Here is a 14,356-nt window from a genome sequence, read left to right as displayed (position 1 = left end):
GACAGGGACGGTTTCCTGAATGTGGCGTGGGTGGCCGGTACGCAGCCGTGGCATGCGCCGGTGCGGTTCGGGCCGTCGGTCTTCCCGCCGGGTGCCCCCATCGCCATGGCGAACCAGGCGCCCGATCTGCTGACCGCGCTCGGCGTCGACAAGCAGGGCTTCCTGAACGTCGCCTGGGTGGTCGGCACACAGCCGTGGCACACCCCGGTCCGCTTCGGTCCGGCAGTCTTCCCGGCGTCGCCGTAGTACGGCAGGTCGGACCGGTTTTCCGGACCTCCGTTGCCCGAAGGTGCTTCGTGGCGGGCAGTGAGCCCCGGGGGCCGCTCCGACCAGCCCCGTTTCCGGCGCCGCAGCCTGCCCGGTGCCCGTGGCGCCCTGACGACCGTACGGCCGTCAGGGCGCGTGGTGGGCCCGGGTGATGAGGTCCGTCGCGACCTCCAGGGCCGCCACCCGGGTCTCCTCCGGGTCGCCCTCCACGTGCTGGAGGAACATCATCCCGGCGTGCAGGGTGAAGAGGGCGCTGACGCAGCGGACCTGGTCCGTCAGCGGGCCGTCGTCGTTGCGGAGCAGTTCGACCAGGGTGAACAGGCGGCGCTTGACCGTCTCGCCGATGCTCAGCTCCCGCATCGTCGCCTGGTTCTCCTGCATGAAGCGGTACAGCTGCGCGCCCGCCGCCATGGCCTCGCTGTAGCGGCGCAGCACCTCCCGCTTGGTCTCCAGGGTCCGCGGCTGCCGCTGCGCCCACTCGATCAGCTCGTCGATCGGGCGGGTGACGTCGTCGAAGACGCTGATGATGATGTCTTCCTTGGTCTTGAAGTGGTAGTACAGCGCCGCCTTCGTGACCTCCAGCCGCTCCGCGATCTCCCGGAGCGACGTCTTCTCGTACCCCTGCTCGGCGAAGAGCTCCAGCGCGACGTCCTGGATGCGCTGGCGCGTGTTGCCTCGACGCCCCTGCGGACTGCTGCTGGACATGCCTCTCCCCACACTGCTTGCTTGACGCCCGGCTGGTGACGGGCTTACCTTCCCCAGTGTAGTGAACTAGCCGGTCGGCAAGTAAGTACACCGTGCGCACGCAGCAGCGGGCCGCGGGACTGCCGTCCGGCAACCGGCGTGCAACGGGGAGCGGATCATGGTCGACAATGCCACAAAGACCGGGGCGGCGGCGGAGGAGGTGAAGCCGCGCAGCGTCCGGGTCGTCCTCATGGCGCTGATGATCGCCATGCTGCTGGCCATGCTCGACAACATGATCATCGGTACGGCGATGCCGACGATCGTCGGCGAGCTCGGCGGCCTGGAGCACCTGTCGTGGGTGGTCACCGCCTATACGCTGGCCACCGCCGCCTCCACCCCCATCTGGGGCAAGCTCGGCGACATGTACGGGCGCAAGGGCTCCTTCCTCGCCTCCATCGTGATCTTCCTGATCGGCTCCGCGCTCAGCGGCATGGCCCAGGACATGGGCCAGCTGATCGGCTTCCGCGCCGTGCAGGGCCTGGGCGCCGGCGGCCTGATGGTCGGCGTCATGGCGATCATCGGTGACCTGATCCCGCCCCGCGACCGCGGCAAGTACCAGGGCATGATGGCCGGCGTGATGGCCCTCGCCATGATCGGCGGCCCGCTGGTCGGCGGTACCATCACCGACCACATGGGGTGGCGCTGGTCCTTCTACATCAACCTGCCGCTCGGCGCCGTCGCGCTCGCCATGGTGACCGCCGTCCTGCACCTGCCGAAGAAGAAGGCACAGGGCAAGATCGACTACCTGGGCGCGGCGCTGCTGACCATCGCGATCACCTCCACCGTCCTCGTCACCACCTGGGGCGGCACCGAGTACGCCTGGGGCTCGGCCGAGATCCTGGGCCTGATCATCGTCGGCGTGGTCGCCACGGCCGCGTTCCTCTTCGCCGAGACCAAGGCCGCCGAGCCCGTCATGCCGCTGCACATCTTCCGCAGCCGCAACTTCACCCTCATGTCGGTGATCGGCTTCCTCGTCGGCTTCGCCATGTTCGGCGCCGTGCTGTACCTGCCGCTCTTCCAGCAGTCCGTGCAGGGCGCCTCCGCGACCAACTCCGGCCTGCTGCTCCTGCCCATGCTGCTGTCGATGATGGCCGTCTCGCTGATCGCGGGGCGCGTCACCACCAACAGCGGCAGGTACAAGGTGTTCCCGATCGTCGGCGGCGCCCTCATGGTCGCCGGGCTGTACCTGCTCGCGCAGATGGACACCGGCACCGGCCGCCTCGTCTCAGGCGTGTACATGGCGATCCTCGGCGCCGGCCTCGGCTTCCTCATGCAGATCACCATGCTGGTGGCGCAGAACAGCGTCGAGATGAAGGACATGGGCGTCGCCTCCTCGACGGCGACCCTCTTCCGCACCCTCGGCGGCTCGTTCGGCGTCGCCCTCATGGGCTCCCTCTTCACCAGCCGGGTCACCGACGCCATGACCGACCGCCTGGGCCCCGAGGCGGCCGGCTCGGTCGGCTCCGCCCAGCTCGACGCGGCCAGCCTGGCGAAGCTGCCGGAGGCGGTGCGCGAGGCGTACCAGTACGCGGTCGCCGCCGGCACGCACTCCGCGTTCCTGCTCGGCGCGTTCGTCGCCGTACTGGGCTTCGCCGCGGCCTGGTTCGTCAAGGAGGTCCCGCTGCGCGGATCCGGCCCCGCGCCGGCAGCCGCCCCCGCGGGCGGCGCCGCCGGGGCGGCCCCCGCCGCGGCCCCGCAGGCGCCCGTCGCCCACTGACCGGCCGCCGCCCGGCGGTCCGTACGACCCGGCCCCGGCCCCCGCGGAAATGCCCGCGGGGGCCGGGGCCTTGCCGTGCGCGTGCCCGTCCGCCCCTCAGGTCCCGGCCGTCCCGCGAGCCGACAGGACTTTATTTCGTCCGATCAAGGACCAAGGTCCTCTACCAGGCCTTTTGGGGCCATTGGTGGGAACCCCGCGCGCGGGCGGGCACGTCCTGACCCACAGAAGGGCCGACGGGAACGCCGATCGGGGAGGGGACGCCTCATGGGCTTCAGGGAGTTCACGGCACGCGCACGCCGGACGGGCATGCGCACGCGGGTGGCCGTCGCGGCATCGGCCGCGGCCGCGGCGATGACGGTGTGGGGGGTGGCCGCCTTCGCCGGCCCGGACCCCGCCCGCCCGGCCGGCACCACCGAAGACGGTGCCAAGGGAGGGACCGGAGCCGAGGACGGCGCCAAGGCCCCCGAGGCCCCCGTACAGCGCATACCCGAGGACATAGCCCACGCCTCCGAAGGCGGCGCCGGCGCCGTCAACCTCACCATCGACGACGGCCCCGACCCCCAGTGGACCCCCCGCATCCTCGCCGTCCTGGAGGAGCGCGGCGTCAAGGCCACCTTCTGCATGGTCGGCCCCCGGGCCAAGGCCCACCCCGACCTCGTCAAGAAGGTCGTCGCGGGCGGCCACCGGCTCTGCAACCACGCCATGGACCACGACACGGCCATGGACCGCAAGCCCGTCGCCTACCAGGAGAAGCAGATCCTCGACGCGCAGAAGCTCATCGAGGAGGCCGCCGGCGGCGGCGCACGCGTCGAGTACTACCGCGCCCCCGGCGGCGCGTTCACCCCCGACAGCCGGCGCATCGCCGCTGCCGCAGGAATGCGCCCCCTCGGCTGGAACGTCGACACCAAGGACTTCCAGAAGCCCGGAGCCGCCGCCATCGTCGGCACCGTCAAACGGGAACTGGGCAACGGTCCGACCATCCTCCTCCACGACGGCGGCGGTGACCGCCGGCAGACCGTGGAAGCCCTCGGCCCGATCCTCGACTGGCTGGAGCGGCAGGGCCGCCCCACCGGCTTCCCCGTCCGCACCGCCCCCGACACCCCCTGACGCAGCGGCCCTGACACGCCGCCGGGCGGCGAACGGGTGAGGATCGGCGGCAACCGCCCCCGCCGGGTGTTCCCTGATCCTGCGCAACCCGTGCGCCCGCCCGACCAGGAGGTCCCCGTGGCCATCGCGCCCGCCAAACTCTCCGACCCCGTCGTCAGCGCGTTCGTCGCCGCCGTCAACGCGCACGACAGGGACGCCTTCCTCGCCCTCCTCACCCCGGACGCGACCATGTCCGACGACGGCACGGACCGCGACCTGCACGAGTGGGCCGACCGCGAGATCTTCGACTCCGGCGGCCACATGGACGTCCAGTCCGAGTCCGACGGCGGCCGCCGGCTCGTCGCCGACTACCGCAACGACACCTGGGGCGAGATGCGCACCGCCTGGCGCTTCACCGTCCAGGGCGACCGCATCAGCCGCTTCGAGACCGGCCAGGCGTAGCACCTCCCCGCGGACGCGCCGGCGGCGCCTCGGGCACGCGGGGTCCCGTACGGGTGAAAGCGCGGCGGGCCTCGTTCCGGGCCGCCGCGGGGCCCCGTTGGACCCGGCATGAAGCGCACCCGCACCGCCGCCCTCACCGTCGCCGCCGCCGCGGCGGCCCTCGCGCCGCTCCTCGGCCAGCCCGCCACCGCCGCCCAGGGCACCTACCTCCAGGACCCGGCCGGCGCCGACACGGCGATGAAGTCCCTCTGGACCAAGGACGAGATGCACAAGGTCGAGGCGCAGCTGCGCTTCCACCCCGGCATCCGGTACAAGACGGTGGCGCGTCCCGCCCACCCCGCCGCCCCCGACCACGAGCGGCGGACCGGCGACCCCAAGACCCTCGCCTGGGAGCCCGAGTTCGACTTCGGCTGGGCGGTGTCGGACTCGATGCTGGTCAAGAAGGCCGTGACGACCAAGGACGGCCGGCACCCGATCGTGCTGCACGCCTCCGTGCGCTCCGCGTCCCGCGGGACGGTCGTCGAGGTGCACCGGGAGCTCGCCGACCGGCCGGCGACGGGCCGCGAGAAGGTGCCCGGCGGCAAGCGGATCGCCTGCGACACCGGCGCGTACACGGTGGAGTGGTCCCTCACCCGGACCGGCTACGGGACGCTCCGCGGCTCCATGCCGTGGGACTCCGACTGCGAGAACCACCGGACGGCGTTCTCGGCGGAGCACCGCAGGCACTGAACGCGGGCCGCCCGCGGCGGTCAGTTCTCCTTCCGGGCCTGGTGCGTCTTCGCGGCGATCTCCTCCAGGACCGTCTTGGGGTCCCGGCCCGGCTCGACGGCCCGGCCGATGTTCCGCTTGATGGTGTCGCTGACCTCCACCCAGGCCGGGTCGTTCACCGGGTACAGCTGGGCGCCGCGCAGGGCCGTCAGGAACTGCTGGTCGTTGTCGTCGATCGCACCGGCCGGGGTGCGCGTGGCCGAGACCGTCGACGGCAGCAGGTGGTAGCGGCCCGCGAACTCCGTCAGGTTCTTGTCCTGGTAGAGGAACTCCAGGAACTGCGCGATCCCGTCCCGCTTGCCGTTCTGCCTGAACGCCATGATCCAGTCGGCGACGCCCACGGTCGGCGGGGTCTCCCCGGACGTCAACGAGTCCGAGACCGGCATGGCGACGGCCCCGACGCCGATGCCCCGCGCCCGGGCCTCGTGGGCGAGCGAGGGGTAGCCGTTGAGCATGCCGACCTCGCCCCGCAGGAACGCGGCGAACGCCTCCGCCCGGTTCAGCTGCGCCGGGGCCACCGGGCCGGTCAGGCCGGGGCCCACCAGGTTGTCCCGGATCCAGCGGAACGTCTCGATGTTCCGGTCCGAGGCCAGGCTGTAGTTGCCGGCGCTGTCCGAGTAGCCGCCGCCGTTGCTCAGCTCCCAGATCATCGCCTCCGCGTGCGCCTCCTCCGGGCCGAGCGGCATGGCGTACGGGAACTTCACGCCCTTGCCCTTGAGCGCCTTCGCCGCGTTCCTCAGCTCCGACCAGGTCTTCGGCGCGGCCGGCGCCCCCGATGCGGTCGTCAGGCCCGCCTGCTTGAACAGGGCCTCGTTGTAGAAGAGCAGGCGGCTGCTCGCCACCCAGGGCAGGCCGTAGAGGGTGTTGCCGATCGAGCCGGCCTCGGCGAGCGGCGCCAGGAAGTTCGCCTCGGAGGCCACGGAGAGGAGTTCGTCGGCGGAATACAGCCGGCCGTCGGCCGCGAAATCCGAATAAGAGCCCATGAGGGCGATGTCCGGCGCCTTTCCCGCCTTCACCATCCGCGACACCTCGCGGTCGACATCCGCCCACGGGACGAGTTGCACCTCCACCGCGGTGCCGGGATGAGCGGCGGCGAATTCCTTCGCCACCCGGTCCCAGAAGGGCTTCGAGCTGGTGGCCTTGTCGCCGCCGTATTCCGCGGCGACCAGGCGGAGCGTGCCGCTGTCGGAGCCGGCGCCGGAGCCGCATCCGGCCAGCGGGGCCAGGAGTGCGAGCACGGCCGCGACCGCGCCCGCGCCGAAAATTCTTCGTTGCACCGGTGTTCTTCCCTGAATTCTTTCGAGTTCCGTCGCTGCTTATGGGGGCTCCGGACCGGGGTGTCCGCCGGTGGCCCGATGGCCGGAATTCTGCCCCGTGTCGGGCGGATTGGCCCCATGGGGGCAGAACTTGTGGCCATTGCTCCAAGCGCGGCTTTTACGGCTCGTACATTCCGCTGGGGCCGCGATTGTCCGGACGCGCGTAGAAATGCCGAAAGCCCGTTTCCGGCCGGTGCGGCCGGGAACGGGCTCGGATGGTGCGGGGGAGCGGAACAGGCCGCCGACGCCGACGGGGCGCCGCGGGCCGCGCAGTCAGGGGCCGAACTCGCCCGCGTACGGGTCGGGGTCGCCGGTCTCCGGATTGCGGCCCTCCTGCCAGCGGCGCTGCGCCTTGCGCCAGTGGACGAAGCTCAGGCGGCCCCCGTCCCAGAACGTCAGCCCGACGGGACTCACGTCGAACTCGTCCGAGCACAGCCGGTACAGGAACTCCGCCATCCCGTACGGGTACACCGCGAACGGCTCCGCGGTGTGCCGGCCGACGACCAGGACGGGCCACCGGTCCGGATCCGGGTCCGAGGCGAGCCAGCACAGGATGTCCGAGCCGCCCGTGACCCCCCAGGCGATGATCGCGTCCGGGTCGGCGTCCAGCGCGGCCCGCCCGCCCGCGGCGTGCCACGACTGCCGGGCGTTCCCGGTCTCCTCGGCCATGCCCGGCGGGTCCCACTGCGGGCCCTGCTGGGGAAGCGGCGGCAGGATGCTCGCCTCGCCGTTGATGGAGCCCGCGCCGAAGCGGCCCATGAACGCCACGAAATCGGCGGGGAAGCGGGTGTTCCAGAGGGCCTCCGCGGCCCGCCAGTCGATGTCCTCGTCGGCGCCGTGCGTCGCCGGCATGATCTGCTCCAGCGCCTTCACGCGCACGTTCTCCGTCATGCCGCTCCCCTGACACCCCAGCCCAACCGCCCCAACCTACCGCCGGGCGGGCCCGCGCCCCACCCCGGGCCGGGCGTTCGGCGGGGCGCTACCCGGGCGCGCGCGGCCCCGGCTGCACCACCGCCACCCGGGTGCCGACCGCCAGGCCCCAGGCCGCCATCGCGCCCGCCTCCGCCTCCAGGACGTGCCGGGAGCGCAGCCGGGGCAGCCCCAGCCGGCCCGGCGCCATCGCGGCCACCGCGAGCACCCGCAGGTCCCGGTCCAGGTAGGCCACGTCGATCGCGAACCGCATCCCGAAGGTGTGGACGCTGCCCGCAGGGGTGAGGAGCAGGCCGCCCGCGATCCCGTCACGGCCCAGCAGCCCGCGCGTCCGGGCCCGCCAGGACGCGGCCACCTCCAGCGGCACCCGCGCGCCCCCGGCGCCGATCCGCAACTCCGCCCCGCCGTCCGCCCACCGCCGCCCGCCCGCCATGCCGCCACAGTAGACCGGCCCCGGGGCCGCCGGTTGGGTCCACGGGCCCATGCCCGGCGCGGGCGGCGGGGCCTACCTTCGGGCGGGTGGGCGTGCTCGTGATCTTCCTCGCCGCCGGGTACGGGGCGGCCGCCGGGTGGCTGCTGCCGCGCGCCGCGTACCGGCTCTCCGTCGAGCCCGGCGCCCCCTGGCGCACCCACTGCCCGCAGGGCCACCCCCTCCGCGGCCGCCTGGGGCCCGCCCGCTGCCCCGGCCGCCCCGCCGGGCCCGCCGCCGACGCGGGGGAGTGCGGGCCGCGCTACGGGGTGCGCAGCGGGACCACCGCGCTGGTCGCGGGCGCCGTCTGCGCCGCGCTCGCCGCCGCGGCCGGCCCGCGCCCGGAGACCGCCGTCTTCGCGGGGCTCGCCCCCGTCCTCGTCCTGCTCGCCCTCGTCGACCTCGCCGTGCACCGGCTGCCCGACCTGCTGACCCTGCCGCTCGCCGCGGCCGCAGCGGCCGGGCTCGGCGCCGCCGCCCTCGCACCGGGGGCCGCCGGGTCCTGGCGGCTCGCCCTGCTGGGCGGAGCCGCGCTGGGGGCGGCGTACCTGCTGCTGTTCCTGATCAACCCGGCCGGGATGGGCTTCGGGGACGTCAAGCTGGCGCTTCCCCTGGGCGTCGCTCTTGGGTGGTACGGGTGGGGGGTATGGCTCTTCGGGGCCTTCCTGGGCTTCCTCTACGGGGCCCTGTACGGCCTCTTCCTGGTCCTGCGCAGCCCGAACGGGCGGAAGCAGGCGTTCCCTTTCGGGCCCTTCATGGCGGCCGGAACCCTCACCGGATTGCTGCTGGGCGGTTTCGGAGCGTAATCATTCGGCGCCGATGCACGCATCACGCTTTACGAAGGGTTATGGTGGAACCCCCCCCTCGGGCCGGTCCGTATCCCCCCCACGGACCGGCCCGTTTTCCTTTTCCGGCCCGGCGCCCGCCCCCCGCCGGAAAAGCGCAGGTCAGCCGCGCTGGGCCCAGATGTTCGTACCGGGCGTGGAGACCGCGAAGGAGTCGATCTCCGCCAGTTCCTCCCGCGTCAGCGGCGCACCGGCCAGCGCGGCCACGTTCTCCTCCAGCTGCCGGACGCTCGACGCGCCGATCAGCGCCGAGGTCATCCGCTCGTCCCGCAGCACCCACGTCAGCGCCAGCTGCGCCAGCGACTGCCCGCGCCGGTCCGCGATGCCCGCCAGGCCCTGCAGCCGCCGCAGCACGTCCTCCGAGAGCAGGCCCGGGTCGAGGGACTTGCCCTGCGAGGCGCGCGAGCCCTCCGGGATGCCCCGGAGGTACTTGCCCGTCAGGAGGCCCTGGGCGAGCGGCGCGAAGGCGATGCAGCCCATGCCCGCCTCCTCCAGGGTGTCGAGCAGGCCGTCCTCCTCCGTCCAGCGGTTGATCATCGAGTACGAGGGCTGGTGGATCAGCGCCGGCACGCCCATCCCGCGCAGGATCCGCGCCGCCTCCGCCGTCTGCTCCGCGGTGTAGGAGGAGACGCCCGCGTACAGGGCCTTGCCCTGGTGGACCGCGGACGCGAGGGCGCCCATGGTCTCCTCCAGCGGCGTCTCCGGGTCGAAGCGGTGCGAGTAGAAGATGTCGACGTGGTCGACGCCCATCCGCTTCAGCGAGGCGTCCAGCGAGTTCAGCAGGTACTTGCGGCTGCCCCACTCGCCGTACGGGCCGGGGTGCATGTAGTAGCCGGCCTTCGTCGAGATCACCAGCTCGTCCCGGTACGGGGCGAAGTCCTGGGAAAGGATCTTGCCGAAGTTCAGCTCGGCCGAGCCGGGCGGCGGACCGTAGTTGTTGGCCAGGTCGAAGTGGGTCACCCCGAGGTCGAAGGCGCGGCGCAGGATCGCCCGCTGGGTCTCCAGGGACTTGTCGTCGCCGAAGTTGTGCCAGAGGCCGAGGGAGATCGCGGGGAGCTTGAGGCCGCTGCGGCCCGTGCGCCGGTACTCCATGGCGTCGTAGCGCGTCGGCTCTGCCCGATAGGGATTGGTATCAGTCACGATGTCCTCCCTATCACGGACCTGTGACCGACCGAGTTGGGTACCCGATCCCGCCGCGCAGTAATGTGGCGGCTCGGGGGAGGGACCGCATTTCGCACGGGGGCACTGCACGGAGGGGCTGGAAGATCGTGAAGCTGCGCGACCTGGTGTACAGGCTGTACGCACGCCGGGTGGAAGGCCGCCTCGACCATGCCGCGTCGCCCAAGCACATCGGCGTGATCCTGGACGGCAACAGGCGCTGGGCGAAGGCGTCCGGAGGCACGACGGAGCAGGGCCACCAGGCCGGGGCCGACAAGATCTCCGAGATGCTCGGCTGGTGCACCGAGACCGACGTCGAGGTCGTCACCCTGTGGATGCTCTCCACGGACAACCTCGACCGGCCGGAGGTCGAGCTCCGCCCGCTCCTCCAGATCATCGAGAACACCGTCCGCGGCCTCGCCGCCGACGGCCGCTGGCGCGTCCACCACGTCGGCAACCTCGACATCCTCCCGGTGCAGACCCAGTCGGTGCTGAAGGAGGCGGAGCAGGCCACCCGGGACATCGACGGGATACTGGTCAACGTCGCCGTCGGCTACGGCGGCCGCCAGGAGATCACCGACGCCGTCCGCTCGCTGCTCCTGGAGCACGCCGAGAAGGGCACCACCATCGCGGAGCTCGCAGAGAGCCTCGACGTCGACCACATCGCCGAGCACCTCTACACCCGCGGCCAGCCCGACCCCGACCTCGTCATCCGCACCAGCGGCGAGCAGCGCCTGTCCGGATTCATGCTGTGGCAGAGCGCGCACTCCGAGTACTACTTCTGCGAGGTCTTCTGGCCGGCCTTCCGCAAGGTCGACTTCCTGCGCGCCCTGCGCGACTACGCGGCCCGCCACCGCCGCTACGGGACCTGAGGGCGGGGGCGCCTGACGCCCCCTTACGCCGCGGCCGTCCCACCACGAGGCTTTCACCTGGGGTTCACCGAGCGTCCGTCATATGCCAAGGCATGGCCGAGGCCGTTCGGGGAATACCCCTTTCAGGTCGATGCCCGATCCACGGGTGTCGAGTCTCAGCGGACGGCACGGGGTCGTCCGCCCGGGAGGCCCTTTGCACCAGGACGCACGTGCGGTTCGCACGGACGGAACGGGAGGGCCGGAATTCGGCCCTCGCAGGGGTGCCGATGACCGGTCCGGTCTTCATGGCCCGACCTCTTCCGAGGGGGTACGTCCTTCCGTGGTGACCAGCACCAAGCGCCGCCTGCCCGACAGGCGGACCTACGTCCTCGACACCAGCGTCCTGCTGGCGGACCCCAACGCGGTCACGCGATTCGACGAGCACGAGGTCGTGCTCCCGATCGTCGTGATCACCGAGCTGGAGGCCAAGCGCCACCATCCCGAGCTCGGCTACTTCGCCCGCCAGGCCCTGCGCCTGCTGGACGACTTCCGCGTCCGCAACGGCCGCCTCGACGCCCCCCTCCCCGTCGGAGAGCTGGGCGGCACGCTGCGCGTCGAACTCAACCACTCCGACCCCGGCGTCCTCCCGGCCGGCTTCCGACTGGGGGACAACGACTCGCGGATCCTCGCGGTCGCCCGGAACCTCCAGGCCGAGGGCTACGACGTCACGGTCGTCTCGAAGGACCTCCCGCTGCGCATCAAGGCCTCCTCCGTGGGGCTGATCGCCGAGGAGTACCGCGCCGAGCTCGCCATCACCGACGGCGGCTGGACCGGCATGAGCGAGCTCGCCCTCTCCGGCGAACAGGTCGACCTCCTCTACTCCGAGGAGCGGCTGTACGTCCCCGAGGCCGCCGAACTGCCCGTGCACACCGGGCTCATCCTCCAGTCCGAGCGCGGCAAGGCGCTCGGCCGCGTCACCGCCGACGGCAACGTCCGGCTCGTGCGCGGCGACCGCGAGGCGTTCGGCCTGCACGGCCGCAGCGCCGAGCAGCGCATCGCCCTCGACCTGCTGCTCGACCCCGAGGTCGGCATCATCTCCATGGGCGGCCGCGCCGGCACCGGCAAGTCGGCGCTGGCGCTGTGCGCGGGCCTGGAGGCGGTGCTGGAGCGCCGCCAGCACCAGAAGGTGATGGTCTTCCGGCCGCTGTACGCGGTCGGCGGTCAGGAGCTCGGCTACCTGCCCGGCGACCAGTCCGAGAAGATGAGCCCCTGGGCGCAGGCCGTCTTCGACACCCTCTCGGCGGTCGCCGGGCGGGAGGTCATCGAGGAGGTGCTGAACCGGGGGATGCTGGAGGTCCTGCCGCTCACACATATCCGCGGCCGCTCCCTCCACGACGCGTTCGTCATCGTGGACGAGGCGCAGTCCCTCGAACGGAACGTGCTGCTGACCGTTCTGTCCCGGATCGGGGCCAATTCGCGGGTGGTCCTCACCCACGACGTGGCCCAGCGGGACAACCTGCGCGTCGGCCGGTACGACGGAGTCGTCGCCGTCGTCGAGAAACTGAAGGGCCATCCGCTCTTCGCGCACGTCACGCTGACCCGCTCGGAGCGCTCCCCGATCGCCGCCCTCGTCACGGAGATGCTGGAGACCCTGTAAGGCACCGCGGGGCAAAACACCCATAGTGGTCGGCGGAGTTGGCGCCGCCCGGCAAAGGCCCAGGAGCCTAGCCGGGCGGCGCCCCGCTGCACAGCCCTTCGTGCGAAACGGCAGCGCAGCGGGGGGTGTGACCTTTCCCACTCAGTGCGGAATTGCCTTGCGGCGCCGGGGTCCGGCAGAGTCTGTTTTCCGTCAGGCCCCGCATACGGCACAGCCGTACCTCCTGTGAGGTGCGCGCGCAGCACCACAACTCCACAGTCGTTCCGCCGTATGCCGCCCGAGCATCACGCGGCAGCCCCCGCAAGGGAGTTGCCCACGGGTCCGCGCCTCCAGTGACCGAAGCTCCACGGAGGCCAGCGTCAAGGGGCACTCTTGCGCCCGCCCGGTCACGCGGACGCTGCTGGAAGGACATCGTGTGAGCCGGATCTCGGTCCGGGGGTTCGCAGTGGCCTCGGCCACCGCGGTCACCACCGTCGGCGCCGTCGTGGGCGTGGCCGCAGGCGACCCCGCCTCCAACGATCTCGAGACCACCGCGTCCGGGGCGACGCTCCTCGCCGACATCCCCGTCGGCGAGCAGGCCCAGATCCAGAGCGGATCCCTGGCGCAGCAGGCCGACTCCCTCGCGCACGGCGCCGACACCGACGCCCGCCGCTCCGCCGAGGAGGCCGCCCGCCTCCAGGCCGCCGAGGACGCCAAGGCGAAGAAGGCCGAGGCGCAGAAGGCGGCCGACGAGAAGGCGAAGAAGGAGCGCGAGGAGAAGGAGCAGGCCGCGAGCCGCTCCGCGACCCGCAGCGCCTCGGACTTCGCGCCGCAGAGCTCCTACACGGTGGCGCAGGTCAAGGAGATCGCCCGGCAGATCGTCCCGGGCGGCCAGTTCCAGTGCTTCTCGAACATCATCAACCAGGAATCCACCTGGAACTACAAGGCCGTGAACCCCTCCTCGGGCGCCTACGGCCTGGTCCAGGCGCTTCCGGGGTCGAAGATGTCCTCGGTCGCCGACGACTGGCGCACCAACCCGGCCACCCAGATCCAGTGGGGCCTCAACTACATGAACGACCGCTACGGCAGCCCCTGCGCCGCCTGGACCTTCCACCAGGCCAACGGCTGGTACTAGAGCCCGCAGCCGAGCGCGCACGCCCGCACTTCGGGGAGCCCCGCACCGTACAACGGTGCGGGGCTCCCGCGTGTACGGTCGTTCGAGGCGTGTCCGCGGACGGGGGAGAGGAACGACATGGCGAAGAGGCCAGGCTGGCTGGGCCGGCTCGGGAGCAGACTGAGCCGGATGGAGGCGCGGCTCGAGGCGCGGCGCGCGTCCGTGGAGGCCGACACCGCCGACGTCGAGACGGCCGCCGCCCCGCCCGCCGCACCCGCCGGTCCCGCCGCGCCGCCCGCCGCCGTGCCGGACGCCCCCGCCGCGCACTGCGGCCACCCCGTCCACCCCGGCCCGGACGGGCGGCCGCACCCCGCGGCGGTGATTCCGTGGGGGATGCGGGTCGCCGCCGAGGTGAGCTGGCGGCTGCTGCTGCTCGCGGGGATGCTGTGGGTGCTGATGAAGGTGATCAGCGAAGTCCGCCTGGTCGTCCTCGCGTTCGCGGCGGCGCTGCTCGTCACCGCGCTCCTCCAGCCGTTCGTCGTCCGGCTGCGCCGGCTCGGCCTGCCGCGCGGCCTCGCGACGTCGGTCACCGCGGTCCTGGGCTTCGTCGTCATCGGGCTCGTCGGCTGGTTCGTCGTCTGGCAGGTCATGGAGAACCTGGACGACCTCTCGGACCGGGTCCGCGACGGCATCGACGAGCTCAAACTGTGGGCGCTGGACAGTCCGTTCCACGTGACCGAGAAGCAGATCAACGACATCGCCAAGAACCTCAGCGAGACCATCGGCACCAACACCGAGCAGATCACCTCCGCCGGCCTCCAGGGCGTCACCGTCCTGGTCGAGGTGCTGACGGGGATCCTCCTCGCGATGTTCTCGACGCTGTTCCTGCTCTACGACGGCGGCCGGATCTGGACCTGGGCCCTGGGCCTGGTCCCGGCGGCCGCCCGCCCCGGCGTGGCCGGCGCCGGGCCGCGCGCCTGGCGGACACTGACC

At 72.3% G+C, this 14,356-nt stretch carries 15 protein-coding genes; 10 read left to right on the top strand and 5 right to left on the bottom strand.

The window, feature by feature from the left end; all coding sequences use genetic code 11:
* Positions 1-246, top strand: a 246-nt coding sequence (locus IE170_RS17595) for a hypothetical protein (protein ID WP_229884898.1), incomplete at its 5' end; no start/stop codon positions are given.
* 147 nt (positions 247-393) lie between these two features.
* Here the strand turns inward: IE170_RS17595 and IE170_RS17590 are convergent.
* On the bottom strand, positions 394-972 hold the full coding sequence (locus IE170_RS17590) for a TetR/AcrR family transcriptional regulator (RefSeq protein WP_189810325.1): 579 nt from the start codon (positions 970-972) through the stop codon (positions 394-396).
* A 157-nt stretch (positions 973-1,129) separates the two neighbouring features.
* On the opposite strand from IE170_RS17590, the gene IE170_RS17585 reads away from it, so the two are divergent.
* The 4 genes from IE170_RS17585 to IE170_RS17570 all read left to right on the top strand — a co-directional run bounded on the left by IE170_RS17585 (position 1,130) and on the right by IE170_RS17570 (position 5,005).
* Positions 1,130-2,728 (top strand): MDR family MFS transporter, encoded by a 1,599-nt coding sequence (locus IE170_RS17585; RefSeq protein ID WP_189810324.1) that lies wholly within the window; start codon positions 1,130-1,132, stop codon positions 2,726-2,728.
* Positions 2,729-3,034: 306 nt separating this feature from the next.
* Entirely contained in the window at positions 3,035-3,835 is an 801-nt protein-coding gene (locus IE170_RS17580; RefSeq protein WP_229884896.1) for a polysaccharide deacetylase family protein, read from the top strand.
* Between the two features lie 117 nt (positions 3,836-3,952).
* Positions 3,953-4,276, top strand: a complete 324-nt coding sequence (locus IE170_RS17575) for a nuclear transport factor 2-like protein (RefSeq protein WP_189810323.1) — start codon at positions 3,953-3,955, stop codon at positions 4,274-4,276.
* A 108-nt stretch (positions 4,277-4,384) separates the two neighbouring features.
* On the top strand, positions 4,385-5,005 hold the full coding sequence (locus tag IE170_RS17570; RefSeq protein WP_189810322.1) for a hypothetical protein: 621 nt from the start codon (positions 4,385-4,387) through the stop codon (positions 5,003-5,005).
* A gap of 20 nt (positions 5,006-5,025) precedes the next feature.
* Here IE170_RS17570 and IE170_RS17565 read toward each other — a convergent pair whose 3' ends face one another.
* The 3 genes from IE170_RS17565 to IE170_RS17555 all read right to left on the bottom strand — a co-directional run bounded on the left by IE170_RS17565 (position 5,026) and on the right by IE170_RS17555 (position 7,723).
* Positions 5,026-6,321 (bottom strand): extracellular solute-binding protein, encoded by a 1,296-nt coding sequence (locus IE170_RS17565; RefSeq protein WP_229884894.1) that lies wholly within the window; start codon positions 6,319-6,321, stop codon positions 5,026-5,028.
* A 312-nt stretch (positions 6,322-6,633) separates the two neighbouring features.
* Positions 6,634-7,251: an SMI1/KNR4 family protein gene (locus tag IE170_RS17560; RefSeq protein ID WP_189810321.1), complete on the bottom strand. Its 618-nt coding sequence runs from the start codon at positions 7,249-7,251 to the stop codon at positions 6,634-6,636.
* Between the two features lie 88 nt (positions 7,252-7,339).
* Complete coding sequence (locus IE170_RS17555; protein ID WP_189810320.1) at positions 7,340-7,723, bottom strand: DUF192 domain-containing protein; 384 nt, start codon at positions 7,721-7,723, stop codon at positions 7,340-7,342.
* Between the two features lie 86 nt (positions 7,724-7,809).
* Between IE170_RS17555 and IE170_RS17550 the strand changes: the two genes are divergently transcribed.
* On the top strand, positions 7,810-8,565 hold the full coding sequence (locus IE170_RS17550; RefSeq protein WP_189810319.1) for a prepilin peptidase: 756 nt from the start codon (positions 7,810-7,812) through the stop codon (positions 8,563-8,565).
* Between the two features lie 141 nt (positions 8,566-8,706).
* Here IE170_RS17550 and mgrA read toward each other — a convergent pair whose 3' ends face one another.
* The gene (gene mgrA, locus IE170_RS17545) at positions 8,707-9,744 is read right to left on the bottom strand and encodes an L-glyceraldehyde 3-phosphate reductase (RefSeq protein WP_189810318.1); all 1,038 of its coding nucleotides are present in this window, start codon (positions 9,742-9,744) and stop codon (positions 8,707-8,709) included.
* A 128-nt stretch (positions 9,745-9,872) separates the two neighbouring features.
* Between mgrA and IE170_RS17540 the strand changes: the two genes are divergently transcribed.
* The 4 genes from IE170_RS17540 to IE170_RS32680 all read left to right on the top strand — a co-directional run.
* Complete coding sequence (locus tag IE170_RS17540) at positions 9,873-10,634, top strand: isoprenyl transferase (RefSeq protein WP_189810317.1); 762 nt, start codon at positions 9,873-9,875, stop codon at positions 10,632-10,634.
* Between the two features lie 319 nt (positions 10,635-10,953).
* The gene (phoH2, locus tag IE170_RS17535; RefSeq protein WP_189810316.1) at positions 10,954-12,270 is read left to right on the top strand and encodes an RNA 5'-3' helicase PhoH2; all 1,317 of its coding nucleotides are present in this window, start codon (positions 10,954-10,956) and stop codon (positions 12,268-12,270) included.
* A 415-nt stretch (positions 12,271-12,685) separates the two neighbouring features.
* Positions 12,686-13,384 carry an aggregation-promoting factor C-terminal-like domain-containing protein gene (locus IE170_RS17530; protein WP_125545564.1) on the top strand — a complete coding sequence of 233 codons (699 nt, stop codon included), beginning with the start codon at positions 12,686-12,688 and terminating at the stop codon, positions 13,382-13,384.
* A gap of 117 nt (positions 13,385-13,501) precedes the next feature.
* Positions 13,502-14,356, top strand: an 855-nt coding sequence (locus tag IE170_RS32680) for an AI-2E family transporter (protein WP_229884892.1), incomplete at its 3' end; no start/stop codon positions are given.

This window comes from Streptomyces toxytricini, from assembly GCF_014649915.1.
Classification (GTDB): Bacteria; Actinomycetota; Actinomycetes; order Streptomycetales; family Streptomycetaceae; genus Streptomyces; species Streptomyces toxytricini.
Note: the sequence above shows the minus strand (reverse complement) of the source record. Positions and strands in the feature narration are given on the sequence as shown.

Bases quoted from the DNA above. Each gene is read 5' to 3' on its own strand.
- IE170_RS17560 (WP_189810321.1), bottom strand. From the start codon at position 7,251: ATGACGGAGAACGTGCGCGTGAAGGCGCTGGAGCAGATCATGCCGGCG.
- IE170_RS17555 (WP_189810320.1), bottom strand. From the start codon at position 7,723: ATGGCGGGCGGGCGGCGGTGGGCGGACGGCGGGGCGGAGTTGCGGATC.
- IE170_RS17570 (WP_189810322.1), top strand. From the start codon at position 4,385: ATGAAGCGCACCCGCACCGCCGCCCTCACCGTCGCCGCCGCCGCGGCG.
- IE170_RS17580 (WP_229884896.1), top strand. From the start codon at position 3,035: ATGCGCACGCGGGTGGCCGTCGCGGCATCGGCCGCGGCCGCGGCGATG.
- IE170_RS17590 (WP_189810325.1), bottom strand. From the start codon at position 972: ATGTCCAGCAGCAGTCCGCAGGGGCGTCGAGGCAACACGCGCCAGCGC.
- IE170_RS17585 (WP_189810324.1), top strand. From the start codon at position 1,130: ATGGTCGACAATGCCACAAAGACCGGGGCGGCGGCGGAGGAGGTGAAG.